The 22,650-nt window shown below is 68.5% G+C and carries 9 protein-coding genes; 4 read left to right on the top strand and 5 right to left on the bottom strand.

Features of this window, described 5'->3' with window-relative positions; translation table 11 throughout:
• Window positions 1-259 precede the first annotated feature (259 nt).
• Window positions 260-2,101: a GspE/PulE family protein gene (locus tag A176_RS21120; protein ID WP_002639164.1), complete on the top strand. Its 1,842-nt coding sequence runs from the start codon at window positions 260-262 to the stop codon at window positions 2,099-2,101.
• A gap of 83 nt (window positions 2,102-2,184) precedes the next feature.
• Here the strand turns inward: A176_RS21120 and A176_RS21115 are convergent, their stop codons facing one another.
• From A176_RS21115 to A176_RS21105, 3 genes are all read right to left on the bottom strand, one after another.
• Window positions 2,185-3,714: a hypothetical protein gene (locus tag A176_RS21115; RefSeq protein ID WP_002639165.1), complete on the bottom strand. Its 1,530-nt coding sequence runs from the start codon at window positions 3,712-3,714 to the stop codon at window positions 2,185-2,187.
• A gap of 78 nt (window positions 3,715-3,792) precedes the next feature.
• Entirely contained in the window at window positions 3,793-5,763 is a 1,971-nt protein-coding gene (locus A176_RS21110; RefSeq protein WP_002639166.1) for a single stranded DNA-binding domain-containing protein, read from the bottom strand.
• Entirely contained in the window at window positions 5,764-8,148 is a 2,385-nt protein-coding gene (locus A176_RS21105) for a bifunctional metallophosphatase/5'-nucleotidase (RefSeq protein ID WP_002639167.1), read from the bottom strand.
• A gap of 143 nt (window positions 8,149-8,291) precedes the next feature.
• On the opposite strand from A176_RS21105, the gene A176_RS21100 reads away from it, so the two are divergent.
• The 3 genes from A176_RS21100 (at window position 8,292) to A176_RS21090 (ending at window position 12,153) form a co-directional block, all read left to right on the top strand.
• Window positions 8,292-8,972: an NUDIX hydrolase gene (locus A176_RS21100; RefSeq protein WP_002639168.1), complete on the top strand. Its 681-nt coding sequence runs from the start codon at window positions 8,292-8,294 to the stop codon at window positions 8,970-8,972.
• Window positions 8,973-9,049: 77 nt separating this feature from the next.
• Window positions 9,050-10,513 carry an MFS transporter gene (locus tag A176_RS21095; protein ID WP_002639169.1) on the top strand — a complete coding sequence of 488 codons (1,464 nt, stop codon included), beginning with the start codon at window positions 9,050-9,052 and terminating at the stop codon, window positions 10,511-10,513.
• A 74-nt stretch (window positions 10,514-10,587) separates the two neighbouring features.
• Window positions 10,588-12,153 (top strand): hypothetical protein, encoded by a 1,566-nt coding sequence (locus tag A176_RS21090; protein WP_021781264.1) that lies wholly within the window; start codon window positions 10,588-10,590, stop codon window positions 12,151-12,153.
• Window positions 12,154-12,263: 110 nt separating this feature from the next.
• Here A176_RS21090 and A176_RS21085 read toward each other — a convergent pair whose 3' ends face one another.
• Together A176_RS21085 and A176_RS21080 are read right to left on the bottom strand one after the other, a co-directional pair.
• A complete protein-coding gene (locus A176_RS21085; RefSeq protein ID WP_226993945.1) occupies window positions 12,264-17,918 on the bottom strand; it encodes an FG-GAP-like repeat-containing protein in 5,655 nt (1,884 codons plus the stop codon).
• Between the two features lie 93 nt (window positions 17,919-18,011).
• Window positions 18,012-22,592 carry a hypothetical protein gene (locus A176_RS21080; RefSeq protein ID WP_021781265.1) on the bottom strand — a complete coding sequence of 1,527 codons (4,581 nt, stop codon included), beginning with the start codon at window positions 22,590-22,592 and terminating at the stop codon, window positions 18,012-18,014.
• Between the last annotated feature and the right edge of the window lie 58 nt (window positions 22,593-22,650).

Here is a 22,650-nt window from a genome sequence, read left to right as displayed (position 1 = left end):
GGGGCGGCAGCGCGCCGCGCCTCCGCCCATGCTGGTGATGGATTCCCGGGGCGCGCGTCGCGTGCGGGCAAGGGCGCTCCAGCGAGCCGCGGATTCGTCCAGGACGCGCTGAGCCGCGAGGCGGCGCCCTGCCTGCCAGGGTCGGATGCGGGCGAGGCGTCCGGAGGTGTTTCCCATTCGGGGCGCGCCGAGCGCCGGAGTGCGTCTGGTACGCTGTGAGGCTGCGCTCCGGCGGGTGGCTGGGGCGAAAGGAGACGGCTTGGTACAGCCAGCGAACGGCGCGGGTGGCACTTCTCCGAAGAGCCGAGGCGACTTCACGACGTTGTTCGTCCTGGAGGCGCTCGTCGCCCAGGGGCTGCTACAGCCCCAGCAAGCCCAGGAGGTGCTCTCCCGGGAGTCCGCCGCGCGCGCCCGCGTCCTCAAGGCGCGAGGGGCCTCCGGCGGCAAGGAGGCCGCGCGCTACGACGTGTCTCCGGTGGAGGTCGTGGCCGCCTTCCAGGTGCCACTGGCCAACGGGCGGGGCTTGCTGGACGAGGACCGCGTCACCGAGGCCGCCGCGCGCGCCGCGGGCATGGCCTACCGGAAGATCGACCCGCTGAAGCTCGACATGGCGTTGGCCACGCGGACCGTCTCCCGGCCCTACGCGCAGAAGCACGTGCTGCTCCCCTTGGAGCGGACCCCGCAGGGGCGGCTCCTGGTGGCGGTGGCCAATCCCTTCGACCGGGAGCTCTTCGAGAGCTTCCACCGCCTCACGGGCCTGCCCGTGGAGCCCGTCCTCAGCGCCAAGGCGGACATCCTCAAGTCCATCAGCGACATCTACGGCTTCAAGACGACGCTGGCGCGCGCCGCGGACGACTTCACCGCGGCGGGCGGCACCCAGGTCGCCAACTTCGAGCAGCTCGTCTCGCTCAGCGGCACCCAGGAGCTGGAGGCGTCGGACCGGCCGGTGGTGCAGGCCGTGGACTACCTGCTGCGCTACGCGTTCGACAACCGCGCGTCCGATATCCACATCGAACCCAAGCGCGCCACCAGCGTGGTGCGCCTGCGCATCGACGGCGTCCTGCACCCGGTGCACACGCTGCCGGCACCGGTGCATGCGCCCATCGTCTCGCGCGTGAAGATGCTGGCGCGCATCGACATCTCCGAGCGCCGCAAGCCGCAGGACGGCCGCATCAAGACGGAGCGCGAGGGCCGCGAAGTCGAGCTCCGCGTGTCCACGCTGCCCACCGCGTTCGGAGAGAAGGTCGTCATCCGTATCTTCGACCCGGAGACGCTGGTGCAGGACATCGCCCAGTTGGGCTTCGATGAGGACGAGAAGAGCGCCTTCGAGTCGTGGATTGACCAGCCCCACGGCCTCATCCTCGTCACCGGCCCCACGGGCAGCGGCAAGACGACGACGTTGTACTCGGCGCTCAAGGCGCTCGCGGGGCCCGACGTCAACGTCACCACCATCGAAGACCCCATCGAAATGGTGTGGGACGCCTTCAACCAGGTGCAGGTGCAGCCCAAGGTGGGGCTCGACTTCGCCGGGGCGCTGCGCCACATCCTGCGCCAGGACCCGGACGTCATCATGGTGGGCGAGATTCGCGACCCGGAGACGGCGGAGAACGCGATTCAGTCCGCGCTCACCGGCCACCTCGTCCTGTCCACGCTGCACACCAACGACGCGCTGGGCGCGGTGGCGCGCATGCGGGACTTGGGCGTGCCGTCCTTCCTCCTCGCGCAGAGCCTGCTGGGCGTCATGGCCCAGCGCCTGCTGCGCCGCGTGTGCAGTCACTGCGCGCAGGAGACGTCGCTGACGCCCGACGAACTCCTGGCCCTCAACGCGCCCCTGCCGCTGCTGCCCGGGGGCGTGCGCCTGCTCAAGGGCTCCGGCTGCGTGCGTTGCCGGGGCACCGGCTTCGTGGGCCGCACGGGCGTCTTCGAAATCGTCAGCGCCGCGGGCGAGCTGAGGGACCTCATCGCCCGCGAGGCGCCGTACTCGGACATGGTGGACGCGGCCCGCCGCTCCGGCATGCGCACGCTGCGCGAGGCGGCGGTGCGCAAGCTCGCGCAGGGGCTCACCGCCTTCGACGAGGTGGTGCGGATGACGACCCTCTGACGCACGACGGCCCGGCCTCCCATGCGGAGAGACCGGGCCGCGGTGTCTTCCCCGGCCCCGATGCGGGGGCAGGGGAGGGGCGCCTAGAAGCGCGCCTGCAGCAGGGTGTTGAAGCCCAGCGCGTGCGGACGCTCGAAGCTCGGCTGCGCCACGCCCGTCACGTCGTCCCGGAACGTGGTCCGGTTGGTGTCGTACGTGTAGTAGACCTCGCCGACGGCGGCGACGGACTCCGACAGGTCCCAGCGGAACGTGGCCTTCGCGGAGTAGATGGGCTCGGCGCGGCACACGCCGCCACCGCACGTCTCCGGGAGGATGCTGAGCTGGTTCACGTCACGCACCACGACGGTGCGCGTGCCAATCAGGTTCTCCGGCGGGTTGTTGCCGCCGAGCACCGGCGTGGGGCTGCGGAACGAGGCCGGCTGCTGCACACCGATGATGAAGCCCGGCGTGAGGTGCAGCTTCGGCAGGTGGTAGTCCGCGCCCACCGCGAGGAACATCTCCGGCCGCAGTTCCGTGCCGTCCGGGAAGTCCTGGAACGGGGGGAAGCCCGGCACTTCGAACTGGATGAAGGAGAGGCTGCGGTACAGGCCCAGCAGGCTGAAGCGCCACAGGTCGTACTTCGCGCGGGCCTGAAGGGCCAGGGCCGTGGAGCCCTGCGGCTTGGTGGCGCCGAACTCGTTCGGCTTCTCCAGCGTCTGGGACAGGTAGCTGCCCTCGAGCGACACGGTGTACGAGAGGCCGCCCGGGTACTTCTCCGGCGCGAAGAAGCGCTGATAGATGTCCGGGTCGTTCTTGTAGAGCCGGAAGTCCACGGAGGTGCCGACGGGCACGCCCACGTGGTAGACGATTTGACCGGAGAGGCCGGCCGCGTTCACCGGCGCTTCCACGCCGAGCGTCGCGAGGCCCGGAACCAGGCCCTTCTGGAAGTAACCGCCGCCCGCCTCGACGCGCAGCGTCTCCAGGATGTCCCAGCCCGCGCCGGCCATCAGGCCGTACTTCGTCTCCTCCTCGAGGATGAGCTCGTTCTGGATGAGCGCCGTCTTGCCGCCGACGTACGCGTACCAGTTGTCGCGGGTGATCTGAATCTTGCCGCCGGGCACGCCGTTGGCGGCCGAGCGGGTGGTGAACACGCCGCTGCCGCCCCAGGAGATGCGGAACGCATAGCCCAGACGGAAACGGTCCGCGGACACCGGGAAGCCGACCAGCGAGATGCCTTCCTTCTCACCCCAGCCCGGGGGCTGGTAGTTGAGCCGGATGTAGCTGGAGTTGTCGCGGATATCGACGCCGCCCGAGGGCCGCTCGAGCACCACCAGCGTCAGGGCCGCCTCGGTCGTCAGGCCCTCGAAGAATGCCGGTGCCCGCTTGTAGAGCACCACGTTCGACAGGGACTCGAAGCCGGAGAACCGGGTGTTGAAGTTGTCGTAGAACTGCGTGTTCTGGTTACCGGCGCCGAACCGGGCATTGGGACTGTTCGGCGTCGTTTCACCGGAACCCGCCAGCACGTTGTCGTCCGCGAAGACGAACGACAGACGGGTATCCACGAAGTCACTGGCCCAGGCGGGCGCACTCAGGGAGATCAGGCCGGTCAGGGCCAGCTTCTGCAACGTTTTCAATGTCCCTCTCCACGGAGCGGTCTGGGGGGACCGCTCCTCCCTGCTTCCCGTCACCGGGTCGCGAGAATCTTCAAAAGACTACGGATTGACGCAATTCCGGATGGGCTGGGGGCACTCCATTCCCGGCCCGGGGTAGCAGCAAATGTCGTCGAGGTCGCGAGGCAGCAAGTTCCAGCGGGGACGGGCGGCGCTCACCTGCCGCAGGTGCCCCACCACGTCGAAGCTGGCGGCGTGGAGGTAGCGGCATTGCTGCGCCGCCTGGGCGTTCGGGTCGTCCTCGCGGCAGTCCGGCACGAGGTCCGGGATGGCGTCCTTGGTCACCAGGTTGACGCGCGTGCGAGCGTCCGCCGCCACCTTGCAGGTGAGGGTGCCGTCCTCGCGGTTCTGGACGGAAGCGTAGACGATGCCCTGGCCCGCGCCCATGGTGTGCTGCAGCGGGGTGTTGGCGGCCAGTGCCACCGGCGTGCCCGTGGCGCCGAAGCGCACGTTGGCCGGCTTGTCGCAGGCGACGTTGACGCGCTGGTCGCGGCTGAAGGCGTCCGACTGGGCCCAGTTCACGACCGTCGGGTCCGCGTTCACGTTGACCGTGAAGGTCTGGATGCGGTTGGGGACGGACTCATCCAGGCCGGCCGAGGCGGGACCGGAGGGGTTCATCTCCACCGTGAACTGGCCGAAGCCATTGTACGTGTTGCGCTCCGAGCAGTGGACGCCGGCGAACTGGCCAATGCCCAGGGTGCAGTCGATGTTGCACTGCCGCTCCTGGATGTCCGGGTCGTTCGGGTTGTCCGTGCCGCAGCTTCCCCAGGTGCCCGCGCGGGTGTTGGGGCAGAAGAAGGGAACCGAGCCGTTGCCGTTGGTGTCGCAGTTGTGGAACACGGTCGGGAACTTCACCCGCGTGAGCTTCACCAGCGACGACTCCAGGCTCTCCATCTTGTAGTTGCCGTAGCTGTAACCACACAGCGGGTCGGTCATGTAGAGCGAGTTGCTGTAACCGCACAGGCGGCCGTTGATCTCCACGGGCGGCGCCATGTCCAGGTACTTGGTCCACTCCGTCTGCGGCAGCAGCCGGACGCGCTCGCGCACCGACCACGCGGGGAAGGTGAGCTGCGTGGTGGCGGTGAACTCCTGCACCGAGCCGGACACGGACCACAGCAGGTCGCCCGGGTCCAGGCCCTCCGGGAAGGAGTAGTTGTAGATGTAGATGGAGTTGAAGCGGCCGGGGTAGTAGCCGTCCGGCTCACCCGTCTGGATGTTGGCGCCCGGGACGCTGTCCTCGCGCACGCGGCAGGCCGTCAGGTCCGTCACGAAGAAACCGCCGGGGTCGGTGCCCGTCACCAGCAGTGTCACCGGCTGCTTGTCGTTGGGGTCACCCTCCGGGCAGTTCTGCAGCAGCGGCGGCCCGGCCTCCGGGTTGCGCCCGATGCGCATGTACGTCCCGGCGTAGGCGGTGAGCTGGTCGCTGTTCTGCGGGACCTGCACCGTGGCGATGGTCGGCTCCTCGAACTTCATGAGCCGGGACAGGCCGGTGGAGTTGGTGCGCGTCGCAGGCTCCACGGGCAGCTCGCCGGGGACGACCTGGCCGTTGGCGTAGTCGACCTGCGGCGCCTCGTCCTGCACCCACACGTGCGTGTCGCCGTAGAGCTGGCCGGAGCGCACCGTGCCCGTACCGCGGCCGTTGGTGAGCTGCGTCCAGCGGTAGCGGTACTCACCCATGAGGTTGCCGGGCACCGTGCGGAAGGACACCGGCCCGTTGAACGACTCCATGGGCTGACCCTTCGCGTCCAGGGCGAGGATCTCCACGTCGAAGTCCACCGGCGTGCGGGGGAGCGCCAGACGGCAGTCCGCCGTGCCGCGCACCTCCAAGGGGACCAGGGCCTGGCCGCCGTGGGCGGTGGCGCATTCGTTCACCACCGGCAGCGGCGTGCGCGTGCCGCCGGTGTAGATGCCCGCGAGCGTCACCTGGAAGGAGGCGACACCGTCGGGCTGGGGCGTTTCCTGGGTGTAACAGCCGGCCGCCGCGAGGGCCGACAGGAAGAGCAGGCGCTTCATTTACTTCACCCTCCGGCCGATGCGGGAATCCTCCACCGCGTCCGCGATGGACACGGAGGTGGGGTTCTCACAGAAGTTCCGCAGCTGGTTCGTCACCGAGCCGCAAATGGGGTTGTTGCCCGCCAGCACGTCGCGGCAGCTACAGCGGCCGGTGTACGGGCCGTCCGGGACATTGCACTGGTTCTGGATGTCTTCATTCGTCAGGCCCGGCACGCCGCAGCGCTCGGCCGCATCCGCGGGGAACGCCAGCAGGTCCTTGCAGGTGCAGCTTCCGACCTGCGTGTTCAGCGATTCCTTGAAGTTGGCGGCGGCGCGGCAGGCGCCCACCACCTGCTCGTTCACCGTCCAGCGGCCGTTGATGAGGTTGCCGCAGTAGAGGCCCGCCTTCGACGTCTCCCGGCCCGCGAGGATGTCGTCGCAGGTGCAGAAGCCCTGCATGTAGCCGATGAGCGAGTCACGCAGCGAGATGCCCGTCTCGATGCGGGTGGTGTTGCGCTTCAGGACGTTGAAGCCCGAGCCGCCCTTGGCGATGTAGTCGTTGACGGCGATCTTGTACGTGCCGGTGGTGTCCAGCGGCTTGCCGTTGATCTGGATGTCGGTGCCGGGGTGCGCGTAGCAGCGGCCCGAGGTGGAGGAGCTGCTCTGGTCCACCAGGCACTGCCACGGCGCGTGGCCCTGACGCTCCTGGTTGGGGCAGTCCGTGCCGTTGAGCGACGGGTTACAGGAGATCTGCAGGTCGTTCACCTGCACCTGGGCGCAGTCCATGGTGAAGCGGGCGCCGGAGATCTGCGCCTGGCTCACGCAGCCACGCTCGGCGGAGCGCTCGGTGACGAAGTCGAAGAGCTCCTGCATCTCCTTGCCGGAGAGGTACATGATGTTGATGGTGTTCTCGAACGGGAACACGTTGAACATCGACTCCTGCGTCACCACGCCGGCGTACAGGTTGTCGCGGATGCCCAGCGAGTTGGTGAGGGACATCTCCGCCTCGACGCGGCGGCGCTTGCGCATGGAGTCCGCGGCGATGTTGCCCAGCGGCGAGTCACCGCCCGTGGAGTTGTTGCGGCGCTGCACGTCGCGCGGCGCGTAGGAGAAGATGGACGTCAACTGCAGGTTGAAGTCCATGCCCAGGATGTACGGCTGGAGCAGATGGGTGGTCATCCGGTCCTCCTGGTTCTTGCACGCCTGGATGGCCTGGCGGACCCGGTCGTCCCGGAGGAAGTCACCCTCCGCCCAGAACACGCTGGAGTCGTGGCGGAAGCGGCGCATGGCGTCGTCGCACCACAGCGCGTCCAGCGGGAACACGCGGAAGTCCTGGCTGACGATTTCGCCGCCCTCGCCGGTGCCGAGCACCTCCGGCATCTTCACGACCAGCTCCAGCCGGCCCACGTACTTGGCGAAGGCGCCGGAGTGCGCGAGCACCACCTTGCGGCCCGAGGGGTCGGTGAGGAGCTGCGGCGGGTTGAGCACGACGTGGAGGTGGCCACCCATGATGGCGTCCACGCCCACCACGCCGGGGATGCGCACGCGCACCACGGACTTGTCGTTGCCTTCGGGGCCGAACCACTCCAGCACCTGCCAGGGCTCCTTCTGGCGCTGCACGTACGCCTTGACGCGGGCGTACTCGTAATAGGCCTCGTAGCCCTGGATGACGTCCTGGTCCTCATGGAGGCCCAGGTGGCTCACCAGCACGATGAGGTCCGTGACGGGGCGCAGCAGGTCCACGTAGGCGCGCGCCACCTCGTTCTGCTCCAGCGGCGTCACCTGGAGGCTGTTGCCGCCTTCGACGATGGAGTTGAGCGAGGAGATGTTCGCCATGCCGATGATGGCGACCCGCAGGCCCTTCACGTTGCGGATGGTGTAGGGCTCCACTTCGAGGGCCGTCTGGTGGTTGCCGTTGGTGCGCCAGTCGTCCCAGAAGTAGTTGGCCGCCAGCAGCGGGAACGTCGCGTGCTGCTGGGCCATGAGCGTGAAGTTGCGCAGGCCCGCGTCGAACTCGTGGTTGCCCACGACCGCCGCGTCCAGCCGCGCCTGCGAGAGGAACTTGAACTCCACCTCGCCCATGTTGAGGTTGAAGATGGGCGCGCCCTGGAAGCAGTCGCCCGAGTCCACGTGCAGCACCCGCTCGCCCTGGGCGCGCTCGCGCTTGAGCAGCGCGCCCATGCGCGTGGCGCCACCGAACGGGCCGGCTTCAGGAACGGTCCCCAGATCGATGTCCGTCTTCAACGGAGAGAAATCGTAGGGGATGAGGCGTGAGTGGATGTCCGAGGTATGAAGGAGCGTCAGACGCACCTCCTGCCCCTCGAGGTTGTAATCCTGGCCTTCCAGCACCGGCATGCACGAAGCAGAGGCCAGGGCGCAGCTGAGGCCGAGCAGGAGGCGACGCATCAAGAGAATTCCGTGTTTCGGGGGGGAGACAGCGGTAAAGCGGGCGCAAGGTACGGGATCAGCAGTTGTCGGGCAAGCAACGCCACCATGGCGGGCCGGGTTCCGGCCATCGGCGTTCCTACTCCCCAGGAGAGCAGGCGGACATGCGGCAGCGGCATTCCAGTGTGACTGACATCGAGATCATCGAGGATTTCTCGTCTACCGCGAGATGCGACGAGGGATTTCTCAGGGTGCGGCGGCTGCGGTGCCGCAACCGGCGCGAGGACGGTTCCTCCTCTCCCGTCTACAGGGTGGATGTGGTGGACCGGCCCCGGTTGGACGCCGTGGCGGTGCTCGTCTACCGCCGCGGCGCGTCAGGTCTGGAGGTGTTGACGCGGATGAACCTCCGGCCCGCGGCGTTTTTCCGGAAGGACAACCGTGGGGCGATGACCGTTCCCGACCCCGCGTCTGGCTACTTGCGCGTGGAAGAAATCGTCGCGGGGCTGCTGGAGCCGGAGGACAAGGGGGAGGAGGGACTGCGCCGGCGCGCGGCGGAAGAGGTGCACGAGGAGGCCGGCTACAAGGTGAATCCGGAGGACATCCGGTTGTTGGGCGGTTCGTTCTTCCTGGCGCCCGGCATCCTTTCGGAGAAGGTGTTCCCTGCGGCGGTGGACGTCACCGGCATGTCACCCGAGGAGCCCGAAGGGGATGGCTCTCCGTTGGAGGAAGGCACGCAGTTGCACTGGCGTTCCATCCACGAGGTGTTGGAGGCGTGCCGTCGCGGTGACATCCCGGATGCGAAGACGGAAGTGGCCCTGACGCGGCTGCTCGCCCTGCAGCCCTGACCTCGCTTGGGTTTCACGGGAGCCGCGTGCCGGGGTAGGGTGCGCGGCGTTCCGAAATCCACCGCAGAGGTCGCTGCATGTCGTCGCTGCCCCCCTGGCTGGCCCAGTTCCTGCCCATTCTCATCCTCCTGGGGGCCATTGGCCTCGTCCTCGCGCGCCTGCCCAAGGTGGAACTGGGACACTCGGAGGCCTTCAAGCGCCGCCGGCTCTTCAACTGGTTCCCGCTGGGCATGACGTACGCGTTCCTCTACATGGGGCGCTACAACCTCAACGTGGCCACCAGCGCCATGGGGGACCGCACCTCCAACGCGGACTTCGGCACCATCTTCGCGTGGGGCACCGCCGTCTACGGCGCGGCGTTCCTCCTCAATGGCCCGCTGACGGACAGGCTCGGTGGCCGGAAGACCATCCTGATGTCGGCCGCGGGCTCGTCGCTGGCGAACGTCGCCATGGGCGCGGTGGTGTACGCGGTGCTGACGCAGAACTGGACGCCCCCGGGCGGCCTGGTGTCGACGCTGTCCTTCCTCTACGCCGTGAACATGTACTTCCAGAGCTTCGGCGCGGTCTCCATCGTCAAGGTGAACGCGGCGTGGTTCCACGTGCGCGAGCGCGGCCTCTTGGGCGGCGTGTTCGGCATCCTCATCTCGCTGGGCATCTACTTCGCCTACGACTGGAGCCGGCTCATCGTGAAGGCGGCGCCCACGTACTGGGTGTTCTTCGTGCCGGCGGCCATCCTCGCCGTGTTCCTCATCGTCGACTTCTTCGTCATCCGCGACACGCCCAGCCACGCGGGCCACCAGGACTTCGACACCGCGGACGCGTCCTCCGGGGACACGGGGCCTCAGCTCGGCGTGCTGGCGGTGCTCAAGAAGATGCTGAGCAACCGCGCCATCATCATCATCCTCTGCATCGAGTTCTGCAGCGGCTTCATGCGCAACGCCATCATGCAGTGGTACCCCAAGTTCGCGAAGGCGACGGGCATTGGCGAGTCCTTCGTCGCGGCCAACTGGGGCATGCTGCTGTGTGTCGCGGGCATCACCGGCGGCATGTTCGCGGGCGTCATCAGCGACCGCGTCTTCGACTCGCGCCGCGGCCCCGTGTCCGCCGTGCTCTATGCGGGCATGTCGCTGGGCGCCGTGGTCTCCGTCTTCGTGCTGGAGAACGCCTTCCTGGGCTGGACGGTCATCTTCATGTCCCTGTGCGTCATCGGCGTGCACGGCATGCTGTCCGGCACCGCGAGCATGGACTTCGGCGGCAAGAAGAACGCGGGCCTCGCGGTGGGCATCATCGACGGCGCCGTGTACGCCGGCACCGCGCTGCAGTCCGTCCTGCTGGGTTCCATCCTGCCGACGGGGGAAGAGGGCAAGCTCGCCGCCAACTGGAGCAACTGGCCCTACGCGATGCTGCCGCTGTCCTTCCTGGGCCTGCTGCTCGCCACGCGCGTGTGGAACGCCCGTCCGCAGGCGAAGTCCACGCCCATCCCCGCGACGCTCCCGGTTCCCCCCGCGGCGCCCGCGAACCGGACCGGCACCGGAGGGTGATGTCCCTGTGGCCCCAACGATGTGTGGCGTTGGGGTCACTCCCACGTGACAGGGATGTAACGTAGACTCTGCCCGTGTCCCAGTTACCCGCACCCCTGCAAAGCCGCTTCGAGGTTCACGACCGGAAGCAGTTCGAGATCAAGCTCGAGTACCAGCCCTCTGGGGTGGAAGAGACGCGCTACCTCGTGGAGGCGTACCTCTTCCTGCCCGGGAGCCTGAACGTGGACGCGGAGACGTACCCGCGCGCGGACTTCTACGCGGACATCCACAACTACGTGCGCTTCAAGACGCCGGTGATGGCGGTGAACGAGCTGCTCAGCGCGGACGCCTCACCGCTGGTGCGTCTGGAGGCGTGGCTGCGCACGGGGATGGGCGAGGAGAAGGACGTCGTCTACCAGGCCAAGCTCCTGTCCTGCATGTTGCGCGGGGCGCTGCGCCGCTTCGCGACCACGGTGGAGTCGCGCTGCGAAGTCCCCGGGGTGCTGCCCTCGGACGCGTGCGCGATGCTGGAGTCCGAGGTCATCGCGATGCAGGCGGGCGTGGCCCAGGTGCTGGAGCGCTTTCGCGTGTGGCTGCGTTCGGTGGGGGAGCTGCGGCTCCAGGAGCGCTCGCGGGCCTCGCTGCGGCTGGTGGACGAATACGTCAGCTTGCTGGTGGAGGGCGGCTTCCGGCGCGCGGTGGCGGACATGAAGGCGCTGCCGCGTGGGGAGCCGTGGCATGGCCTGCGCAAGGGCCTGATGGAGGCGGTGCTGCGCGAGGAGGCGTACCGCAAGGAGCACCGGCTGCGCAGCGTGCTCAGCCCCACGGGGGACAATGAGGAGTACATCCTCCGGCTGGGCTTCCTGAAGAAGTTCTGCATGAACGTGCTCTTCCTGTCGTCGAAGCGGCGGCAGAAGCGGCAGGGCTGGGAGGAGATGCTCTTCGCGCTGGCCGCGGGCGTGGCGATGACGGTCGCCACCGCGGTGGCCTTCTGGGCGCAGGAGCGTTACGCGCAGGCGAGCCTCAACTTCTTCCTCATCCTCGTGGTGGGGTACATGGTGAAGGACCGCATCAAGGAAGGCCTGCGCCGCATGCTCAGCCGGGCGGCGGCCATCTACCTGGCGGACCGGACCACCAACCTGGTGGACCCCGTCACCGGACGCGTCATTGGCGCGTGCGAGGAGCGCGTGGACTACGGGCCCGCGCTGAAGGTGCCGGACGAGGTGGCGGCGCTCCGCCAGCGCGACGACTTCCTCACCGCCACGCAGGGCGAGCTGTCAGAGACGGTCATCCGCTACCAGAAGCAGATTGTCCTGGATGCGCGGCACCTGCCCCGCACACAGCGGGGACTGACGGGCGTGACGGACATCCTCCGCCTCAACGTGGAGCGCTTCCTGCGCGACATGGACGAGCCGGAGCTGGCGCTGGAGTACGTGGACCTGGCGGACCTGTCCGTGGGCCACATCCGCGGCACCAAGCGCTACCCGGTGGACATGGTGTTCCGCTTCACCGTGGTGGAGGAGGAGACGGAGCGCCGCCAGGACTCCGTCCAGTTCGTGCGCCTGGTGCTGGACCGCAACGGCATCCAGCGCATGCAGCGCTTCCCGGAGCCGGGGCCGGGCTCGACGCCCAGCCGTCCGGGGTGGAAGACGGCGGCGTGAAGCTCCCGGCCCTGTCGCCGGGAGCCTCTATTTGAGGGTGACTCCCCCCGCGGCGCGCGGCCGCAGGTCATCGATGCGCCCCGGGGCCACGGTGGCCCGCGGGGCCTGCGTCACGGTGTGGACTCCGTGGGCCGTTGCATCGTGTTGTTGCTGGCCCGTTCGCGAGAGGCTTCGAACGCGGCACGAATCGCCGTCATCGAGGCCTCCCGGTTGGCCGCGCCGCCATGGTCACCCGCCACGGTGCCCAGCGTGACGTTGGGGAACTTCTTGGAGAAGTCCTCCAGTGAGCCGTACGTCCGGATGATCTGGTCGGAGAGCGACTCTGCCTTCCGGTCTCCGAAGAAGTTGGGTCCGCCTCCAATCGTGTACTGGTCTCCGATGAGGTTGACGATGATGAGTTGGTCCGAGTTCTTCGCGGCGGCCTCGATGTTGGCCATGATCCGGTCGACGCGTGCACCGAACACGATGACGTTGTTCCATTTGGCGTCCGTCGCGCCTTGAGGCCCCGACGCCGCCGCCGCGAGGATGGCCGCGTCTCCTCCCAGACTGAAGCCCACGAGGTTTTTCTGGGTTGAATCCACATGGACGTGGTTGCTGGCGAAGGCCTGGGCGGGCGCTGGATCCTTCTTCAACAAGCCAGCGCCATGGACCTTGTTGGGGACAACGGTCCGTACGTCCGGCATGAGGTTTCGCGCGGTGGTTTCCAACAACGCCACGCCGCCGGCATTCCCAGGGCCGCCGCCATGGAGCACGATGGTGTCGAGCCCCGACGGGTCCACGAGGTTCAGTGGCGCGTTGCGGGCATACCCATACAGGTTGCACTCGATGGGCTTCTCGCCGCACTTCTCCATGTCCTCCAGGTAGAGCGGGTCCGGGGTGAGGAATCGGTTGATGGCCGGGTCGTAATCCCTCACGCCCATGCGGATGACGCCAAGGTCCGCGTCATAGCCGCTCTGCGCGTAGTCCAGCGCCGCGGCCACGTCGGGATGGTGGGTCCGGTTGCCGAAGGGAGAGACCCACCGGTGCGTCCCATCCGTGTCGGCCAGGAGCGTGCCCCTCAGGTCCGTGGCCACCATCTGGAAAGCCCCGTTCTTGACCAGTCCGACGAGCTGCCCGCCGAAACGGAACGGCTCCGTGAGGCCGGTGTCGTCCAGGTACACGCCACCTTCGGCGTAGGCCGCGACCGGCACGCCATGGCTGCGCTTGAGCAGCCGGTGGCCGGATTCGTCATAGATGAAGCTCCACTGCTCCTGCCCTCGCGTCGCCAGGGCCACCTGTCCATGGGGGCCGTAGACGAGCGTCACATCCCCCTTCGAGACGGTCCGCCCCATCGCATCGAAGACGTGGTTCGTTCCTCCGACGGAGAGGGCGTTGCCCTGGCGTGAGAAGTCCCTTCGCGTGCCCGCTTCATCGATGAAGGTGGGGAACCCGAAGCTGTCGAAGCCATATGCATAGGCGTGTTGGGCATCCGTGGCTTGCGTCAGGAACCCCTGGGCCGAATGAACGTACTGGCGCTGAAGCGGGGGACCTCCGAGTGAGTAGGACTCCTCGCCCATGAGCCCGCGCGCGTTCAGCCGCAGGGAGGTGGAGGCGCTCCAACCGGGGCCTGCCTGCGTCAGTGACACCCGTTCCCGGGTCAGCGGGTCATGGCCCAGCGTGGCGGTGCCGCCCACGGCGAAGGCCACGGAGAGCGGGAGGCCGTTCGCGTCGTAGTCGAAGAGCGCCATGGGTTGGCCCTCCATCCAGAGTTCGGAGAGCTGCCCCTGCGTGTTCCAGTGCCAGAGCTTGGTCTTGCTGGAGACGAGCGGCCCGCCATGGGGCGACCAGATTTTCGAGGTCTCGCTGCGGACCTCCCCGTTGTCGGCGTAGGTGTACAGCCACTCGAGCGTGTACCAGCCATGGAGCCGGAGCGTGCGTTGGGACAGCTTGCCGTCCGGGTGGTAGGTCATCAGCTTCGTGTAGCCGTCGCCCTCGATGGCCGACACGAGGCCGAGCGTGGCTGGCAGGTTGGGGAAGTCGGGCGAGGTGCCGTCCCAGTAGTAGCGGTACACCTGGGGCGCGCTGCCCAGGAAGTCCTCGTGCGTCTCGCGGGCCAGCCGTCCAACGGCGTCATGGACGAAGGTCGTCTGCCGGTGGACGGCGCCCGCGGGAGAGCCCATGCGCTTGAGCGTGGGCAGGCCGGTGACCGGGCTGTAGGCGTACTCGATGCTGGCCACCCCCTCGCGCACGAGCAGCGACACGCGCCCGTGGCCGTCGTAATGGGCATGGTGCGCGGTGCCGTCGGGCAGGTCGACCCGGCGCAGCCGTCCCAGGGCGTCGCGGTGGTAGTCGAAGCGCGTGTTCGCCTCGTCCTCGCGCGCCACCATGCGGTTCGCGGCGTCTCTCCAAATGCGCGTGCGCCACGTGCCGTTCTCCCAGGTGGTCTGCTGGAGCTGCCCGGCCTCCAACTCCAGCGAGGCGGCCAGTTGCTTCTCCACGCCCGAGTGAAACGCCTGGGCCGACGTCACGTCATGGCCCCATGATGAGGTGCGCGTGAAGTGCACGGACTGGGCGTTGTCCAGCAGGCCGGTGTAGTTCAGCGCGAGCACGTCCACGGTCTCCGCCAGGGTCGGCCGCATGGAGGTGCGCGTCTCGCCCAAGGAGGGCTTGCGCTCCACCACGCCGTCGAACACCCAGCCTTGTGGAATGCGCCGCGCCGTCGTCACGCTCTCGCCAGCGGCCGTGGCGTAAACGACGCTGTCGCGCGCGGCGCCCGCCTGGGCATCCACCAGGGTGGACATGAAGAGGGACGAGGGGGCAACGCCCGTGGCGAACCGGTAGGCGTACGTCTGCTTGGGCTGGGTCTCCGAGCCCGCGAGGTCATCCCATTCCTTGTCCAACCGCTCCAACGCGTCGTAGCGATAGAAGCGGGAGTACGTCTGGGCGCCCCGGTCCACCTCCAGCGTCAGCACCGCGTCGGTGAGGGGATTGCGTTGGCCCACGCGGGTGACCACGCCATCCGGGGCAATGACCTCGTCCAGCAGCCGGGTGCCAGGGTGGTAGCGGAAGCGTGTTCCGCCCCGCCCGGGCGCCGAGATTTCCTGAACATAGAAGTCCGCGTCATACACGGTGTGCTGAACGGTCTGCGTGTGGCCCGGCACGACGCTGAGGACCTCCGTCGTCAGACCCACGCTGTTGCGGACCACGTGAGACTCGTGGACGAAGTCCCACGTGGCATTCGCGTGGGTGCCGGTCAGCCGCGTCGTCGACTCCATGCAGTGCAGCGCGGGCCCCAACCCGGGCACGGTGGCGCGCGTCGTCTCCGTGACGAGCGTGCCGTGTGCCCCCGTCTGCCGGACGCGTGAGGGGCAGAGTCCGGCTTCGTAGTCGAGGTACTCCGTCCGTTCCTGGAGCGGGAGCACGCCGGGCGTGTCCGAGGCCCAGCCCCGGAGCCACTCCTTCAGTCGTTTGTGCGCCACGCCATGAAAGAGTGAATCCTCGTACTGCCAGGTCTCGAGCGCGTGGACGGCGGTCTCGTGGACGTCCCTGCGGGTCTCCGACAGCTTCACGCCCGCATAGGCATCCGCATTGAGGAACGTGACGTCGTGGACGTTCGTGGGCGCGGTCCGCGTCACGGCATCGAAGCCAACGAGGAAGCGGCCCACGGCGTGAAACGTGGGCTGCTGATAGTCATACGTGTAGCGCGTGACGTCGTGGCCCGACGACGCCACCTCCAGTGCGGCCAACACGGATTGGCGCTGGCGCACCCCGGGCAAGGCGGGGCTTCGCGCGTAGTCGAAGCGCAGCACCGTGCCCTTGCCGTCGTCCGCCGTGCGCAGCAGCGCGGTGCCCGGGGTGTCCATGGCCAGTCGGTACGCGCGGGTCACCAGTTGCTCCACGCGCGTATAGGACACCTCGACGTCGCCGCTGCCCGACAGGTCGGCGACCACGGGGCGGCTGATGGCCGTGCCCAAGGCGGCGAGCCCCGGGACGGCGACTTCCTGGAAGCGGCTTCCGGTGTTGACCACCAGGTGCGCGGCGGGGCTGGAGACGCGGGTGAGGAGGAGGTCCGTCAGTCCATCCCGGTTGGTGTCCACGAAGTTGAGCTGGAAGTCCGAGAGGTTCGTGAGCGTCTGGCCCAGCAGCGTCCGGACCTCGAAGGACTGGCCTTGCGGCTTGAAGGCGAAGTTGCCCAGGCCGAACCACACCATGAGGCCTCCGCTGTAGCGGGACACGATGTCGGGCACGCCATCTCCGTTGAAGTCGTGCAGCCACGAGCTGTTCGGGGAGATGGTGGGCTGCAGCGTGCCCTGCACCAGCGCGCCGAAGGAGAACGTGGAGGCAGTGCTCGTGTTGGGGAGGATGCGGTAGCTCCCGCTGTCCACGCGCACCAGGTCGGGCTGGTGGTCCCGGTCCAGGTCCACCAGCTTGACGTTGGCCCCCAGCTCCCAGTCTCCCGTGAGCGTCTGCGTGCCCAGGGCCTGCCCGGGCCGGTTGCAGACGGTGAGCGTTGTCTGGGTCCTCAAGCTGGAGGCACGGAGGCTGACGACCTGGACGTCACTGTCACCGCGCAACTGCGCGAGGCCGCGTGGCTGGTTGAAGGAGGACTGGGGATTGCGGCACGCGAGGACGGCGTCGGGCGGCCTGGGCGGGAGGGGCTCGAGGGTGAAGCCGTCGTCGCCTTGCACCAGCAGCGTGTTGGCCGCGTGGTGCTCGAGGTCGAGCCGGCCGTCCTCGTCGATGTCGACGAACGTGCCCCGGTTGGGCTGGAGCACATCCGAGGTGAACGCCGGGAAGAGCGCGTCCAGCTTCGGGACGTGCTCGAGCTGCGTCGTCGCCAGGTGCTCCGCGGCCAGGTTGTACGTGTAGACGGTGGGCGGCGCCGTCTGTCCCGAGGCGAAGCGCTGGAGCACGGATTGGAGATGGAACGCGGGCCCCAGGCCCTCGGCCTGCCACGTCAACTCGTGGCGCCAGCGCTCCGTGAACACGCCCGTCACCGCGTGCCGGCTCTGGGCGGCCACCGTCGTCACGCGCCGGTCCAACGTCAGCTCCTGCCCGGAGCGGAAGTCGCGGAAGGGCTGGGCCAGCGGCTCGTAGTCCAGCACCACGCGGTGCTGGAAGTCGTCGCCAACGCCGCCATAGGACACCGTCTTGAGGAAGAGTCGGCCCGAGGCGTTCGCCTCGTAGTCGAAGCGCGTCTTGCGCCCGTGCGCCGTGACGACCTCGGCCAGCAGCCAGGACCACGTTCCACGCGAGGTGACGACGCGGCGGCCCGGTCCACCGAACGTCCAGCGGCTTCCATCCGCGTGGTAGGCGATGAGCGTGTCCGTCAATTGCTCGAGCCGGATGGGCGAGGACAGGCCGTTGGGATACCAGTAGCCGTCATCACCGGGGACGAACTGGCCCCAGGGTCCGGTGAGTCCGTCGGTGACATAGTCGTGGCTGCCCTTGGCGCGCCACCGCGTGAAGGCCAGCGCGTTCTGCCAGCCGGTGCCCCATTCGGAGAGCCCGCTGTCCGGCGAGTACACCGGGAAGAAGCGCCCCAGCGCGGCGCCACGCTCGGTGGGAAAAGAGAAGGGAGAGGGGAGGCTGAAGGCGCCGCGGCTGACATCCGCCGGGCCGAAAGTGACGCTGGCGAGCTGTCCGGCGAGCGAGCCCCGTTGAGGCGCGCTGAGCTCGGGGGCTTGAACTTTGGCATCCAAGGACGTGGAGGTCTGTGCCTGCGACGGCGACGCCTGCAACAGGGCGTAGAGCAGCGAAGCGGTGAGAAGCCGCGGAAGTTTCACGGAAGGACTCGAAGGGACTGCGAAGAAAAAGCGGGGCGAGAGACGGACGGGTGTCCGGCCCTCGCCCCGTGAGGCGCACTCAGGACCGCTACGTCAGTGGAGGTTCAGCTCGGCGGTGGGCTCCGCCTGGGCGGTGAGTGACGTGGCGGTGCGGCAGGTGCGAATCCACGTCATGGGCGAGACGAGCTGCCGGGGCTCGACCTGGAAGACGAGGACGAGCTCGGTGGCCACATCGATGATGGGAGACTCACCGGGGATGATGGGCTCCATCAGCACCGTCCCATTGATGTCGAACCGGGTGAACGGCGACAGCCCGTTGCCGGCGCGGTGGGGCAGGGCGTACTGATTGAAATGGCTGAGGGCGTCGAGCGGCCCGCCGTAGGTGACGGGGATGCCTCCGCTCAGCCATTCCTCGTTGAGCTGCCGGTAGCTCTCCAGTCCCGACAGCGTGGGGAAGGAGAGCTGCGAGTCCATCCGGGTGTACGGCCGCGTGGCGAGCGCGCCACTGAGCGCGCCACCGTCCACGCCATTCACCAGCACGAACAGGCCCATGGCGCGGATGACGGGACTGCCCTCCTGGCAGAGCAGTTGCGCGTTGCCACCCGTGGCCGCGTAGAAGTCCTCGGGGAGGACGGTGAACGAGGCGATGTTCGTGGTGAGCAGGTGGTTCCATACCTGCGAGGCGCGGGAGTCACTGACCTGCCGGTACGGCGTCCGCGCGGAGAAGCCCGGACGGGGGAAGGTCAGCGCCACGTACTTCGGCGTCAGCGGGTTCGTGGGGAGCCGTGCCGCGGCGAGCTTGTCGCGGATGTCGGCCTCCACGTCGAGCACGCGCTCGGCTCGCGCCATGGCGGGACCCATCCAGTCCATGTTGACCAGCTCCAGCAGGTCGGCGCGCGACGCCGCGTCATTCGCCAGCGCGGTGATGACGCTCGGGTAGCGCAGATGGATGATGGGGTAGAGGTACTGATTCAGCGTGGTGACGACCGTGCGTGTCTGCGCGTCGAGCCGCGAGCCATCCAGGTGGCGGAGGTTCCACAGCGGAAGCATCCGCACCCAGCGCGCCTCGGCCTGTGCCATGGCCAGGTCGTCCTTGAGGGCCTTGAGGTCCAGGAGCATCAGGGACTGCTCCCGCATCACCGCGCGAATCTCCACCTGCCGCTGCAGGGTGGCCAGGTCGTGCTCGAGCCACGCGGAGAACAGGCCGTTGAACGTCGTGGGGATTCTGGAGGGGTCGTTGACGTTGCACGCGCACTCGGTGGCGAGCTGCGCGAAGGCCTGGCTGCGCAGGGAGGAGAGGTCCTGGGGCAGCAACCGTCCCTGTCGCAGATAGTCCGGGAAGGCGGCGCGGAGCTGGGCCCGGACCGTGGCCATGGCCCGTCCGAGCTGCTGGAGGCTCGGCGCGAGCGGCCGGGAGTGCTTGACGTTCACCGTCAGGTTGCCCGCGGGCATGGGGCCGCAGCCCGTGCGGTCATTGACGACGAGGTGCAGGTCCGCGTCGCGGTCCACCGCGATGGCGGTGTAGGGCGACTGGAGCACGTGGACGTTGCGGACGTGGAGCCGCATGGCCTGTGCCGGCGGAGCGGGGCGGGCGACTTCCAGGAGCAGGAGGCTGCCCGCGGGGAGCTGCGGGAAGGGCGTGTTGGGGACGCGCAGGCCCGTCGTGAAGGCCGCGACGCTCCGGCTTTCCTGGCCGTCGGTGTCGGCATCGATGTCTGAATCCGAGCTGCGCTCGCCCTTGTCCCACCGGGCGCACGTCTCGGCGTTCGCGTAGACCTTCACGGACGCGCCGTAGACGGACTCGAGCAGGCCGGGCGTTCCCGCCGACGCCGACACACCCGCGCAGAGGGACTGGGCGCTGGAGTAGTTCCGGTAGGTGCCGTTCTCCTTGACGGACTGCTTCGACTTCGCGTGGAACGCGCTGTTCTGGTAGTCGAGCATGAAGCCCTCCGGTCCGGTGAGGACGGGGACCGTCTGCGGTCCGCTGGGGCCCTGCTCGGTCCGGGTGACCTGGATGGGGGCCATCGCGCCGCCCGTGCTGGGCAGGTGGTAGGTGCCCTGGCTCATGGCGCACGTGGGGGACCACTTGCCGGTGACCTCGAGCGTGACGAAGTCGCCCGCCTGCACCGGATACACCCAGGGCGCCGTGCCGCTCACCCGAGCGGCCATCTGGGTGAGCAGGTCGCCTGGATAGGCCTTGCCGCCGGGGAACACGGCGTTGCTGGCGTGGACGCTGATGGGGGGCACCGTGCTCTGCTGGACCTGCTGATTCAGGTCCGTGGTGGCGACCAGGTCATCGAACGCCTTCATGAAGTCGCCTTGCCGGGCGTTGGCGACCTCCACGTTGTTGCGCAGTCCGGCCAGGTCCTCCGACAAGAGCCGCAGCCGCTCCACCTGGGAGATGATGCGGGCGATTCCGGCGGACTGGGCCTGCTGGTTCTGGAGGTCCTGCACCAGCCCCTGGACGAGGGCCGCGCGGGTCGACTGGTACTCCGCGACGCGCTGACCGAGCTGGTTGCGGACGCGGTCCAGCTCGCCGTCGAGGAGCTGCTGCTCGTCGGGGCTGGTGTTCATGCCCCGGTGCAGGACGTTGCGCGCCACGGAGTCGAACAGGCCGTGCTCCTCGTAGCTGGCCGAGCGGATGCGGGCCTCGCGCACCAGTTGGGTGAAGCTCACCGCGATCTGCGGCATCTGCTCGGGAGCGCGCGTCAGCATGAACGCCAGGGTGGTGGGCCGGTAGTCGGCGAGCACGTCGCTGGCGGCGCCATCCAGGCGCGAGTGCTGGTCCACGATGCGCTGGAACACCGTCCTCCACTCGCTGCGCACCTTCGTGGCGCCGTTGAGCGCGGCCTGGAGTTCGTCCGCGTCACCCAGCAGGCCGAGCAGCTTCCACAGCTCGCTGACCTCCGTGTTCAGCGCGCCCCCGGCGCAGGTCAGGTAGCGGCAGCCCAGGTCATGCGAGGCGCTGGCGACGCGCAGCCGGTCCACCATGCCGCGGAACGCATCGCTGATGACGGGCAGCAAGAGGGCGGAGTCGACGGTGCCCTGCGCTTCGAACGCGGCCAGCAACACGTCCCGGTCCACCTTCATGTAGGCCGCGGACAGGTCATCCAGTGCCGCGGGGGTCAGCGTCGAGCCCATCTGCTGCTCGCTGTCATAGGCGCCCTTCCAGAACGCGCCCATCAGGCCGCTCAGCTCCTCCCAGAAGCGCGGGTCCACGTCCCGGTAGTCATCCGCGATGTAGAGCCGGTCGAGCGCGCGCTGCCGCCACTGTTCGATGGCCTCCAGGTTGGCCGCCAGCTTCTGCTGCCGCTCCGTGCCACTGGGGCCCGTGGGGGCCGCCAGCACCTTCTTCAGCAAGGTGAGCGAGACGTCCCGGTAGGGCTCGGCGTACGGCTGCAGACCGCAGAGCGGGTCCACCGTCACGGTGTCGATGAACCCCAGGCAGTTCCCGAGGTGCAGCCGGGCGACGGCTGGATCCACGTGGTCGAGCGTCAGCGGATGGCACACGCCCACGAGGGCCGCGCGGTCATGGACGATGCTCGCGTCACACGTGGGGCTGATGGCGGGGAGCTGCAGGGTGTTCCCACACGCCGACTGGTAGCTCGGGTTTCGGTAGAAGTTCCGGGCGGTGACCCAGCGGGCGGGAGGCAGCAGGTGGCCCTTCACCTCGATGAGCCGGCGGAGCTGCGTGGCGGCCGTCTGGAGCTCCACGGAGGGCCCCGCGCTCTGGAGCTGGTTCACCCGCGCCTGGAGACACTGGAACTTCGTGTTCACGTCGGTGGGCGTCTGCATCGGCAGGTCGTCGCACGTGGTGCACGTGGGCGTCAGGTCGATGGCCGCCGCGGGATTGAACGTGCCCTTCAAGCTGCTCAGGGACAGGCCCTGGGCGGAAAGCTGGGTCGCGCCACCATTCGCGAGCCCGCACTCGCTCTCCGTGGGCGCGTTTCCATGCGTGTTGTCCCGACACGCGCCGTGGATGGGGATGTCGCTGTCACATTGGGCGCGGTGGGACTCCGGGCAGGGGGCTTCGGCCCGTTGAAAGAAGATGGGCACGTCGTAGAGCGTGATGGTGCAGGCCTGGGTGAAGGGACTGGAAACGCCCGGCTGGGAGACGAGAGGCCCTTCGTTCACCGTGGGATAGACGTTCTGGCCCCAGCCCCCGGGCTCCTGGTCCCGCACGGTCTGCACCGCCGAGTGGCAGTCGTACTGGCTGTCATATTCGTATTCGATGACGCGGTTGCACCCCCAGCCGGGCATGCACTCGATGCCCTCATGCTTCCACCCCGTCACCGTCACCGTGTGCGTCACCGTGGCGGTGCGCTCCTGCCCGAACGAGGGATGCCGGCAGGACTGGTAGTAGATGCACTCCTTCTGCACCCACCCGATGCGGGGGCACGCGCTGGAGGTCGCCTCCGCGTAGCAGGGCCGCACGTAGGCCTGGTACTCCCAGGGGCCCGCGCAGGCCTTCTGTTCGTCGGGCCGCGTCGTGTCGTGGTCCCACGCGACCTGGGCCGCGTCACAGGTGCTCACCGTGGCGAGCCCCAACGGCGCGGCCCGCTGCTCCACGGACTCGGGCCCCGTTTCGGGGTCGGGTTCGGTACCGCATGCGAGGAGGAACAGGGCTGCGAGCAAGCCCCAGGGGCGCAAGGGCGCCCCGTGACATCTCTTCATGGCAATGAACTCCTGGAAAAAACCGGTGTGCGCCGAAAGGGAGGGGCGGCCCCCTTCG

Origin of the sequence: Myxococcus hansupus (assembly GCF_000280925.3) — a bacterium.
GTDB lineage: Bacteria > Myxococcota > Myxococcia > Myxococcales > Myxococcaceae > Myxococcus > Myxococcus hansupus.
The sequence above is the reverse complement of the archived record's forward strand: the minus strand, read 5'-3'. Positions and strand labels throughout refer to the sequence as shown.

Bases quoted from the DNA above. Each gene is read 5' to 3' on its own strand.
- A176_RS21110 (WP_002639166.1), bottom strand. From the start codon at position 5,763: ATGAAGCGCCTGCTCTTCCTGTCGGCCCTCGCGGCGGCCGGCTGTTAC.
- A176_RS21105 (WP_002639167.1), bottom strand. From the start codon at position 8,148: ATGCGTCGCCTCCTGCTCGGCCTCAGCTGCGCCCTGGCCTCTGCTTCG.
- A176_RS21100 (WP_002639168.1), top strand. From the start codon at position 8,292: ATGCGGCAGCGGCATTCCAGTGTGACTGACATCGAGATCATCGAGGAT.
- A176_RS21095 (WP_002639169.1), top strand. From the start codon at position 9,050: ATGTCGTCGCTGCCCCCCTGGCTGGCCCAGTTCCTGCCCATTCTCATC.
- A176_RS21080 (WP_021781265.1), bottom strand. From the start codon at position 22,592: ATGAAGAGATGTCACGGGGCGCCCTTGCGCCCCTGGGGCTTGCTCGCA.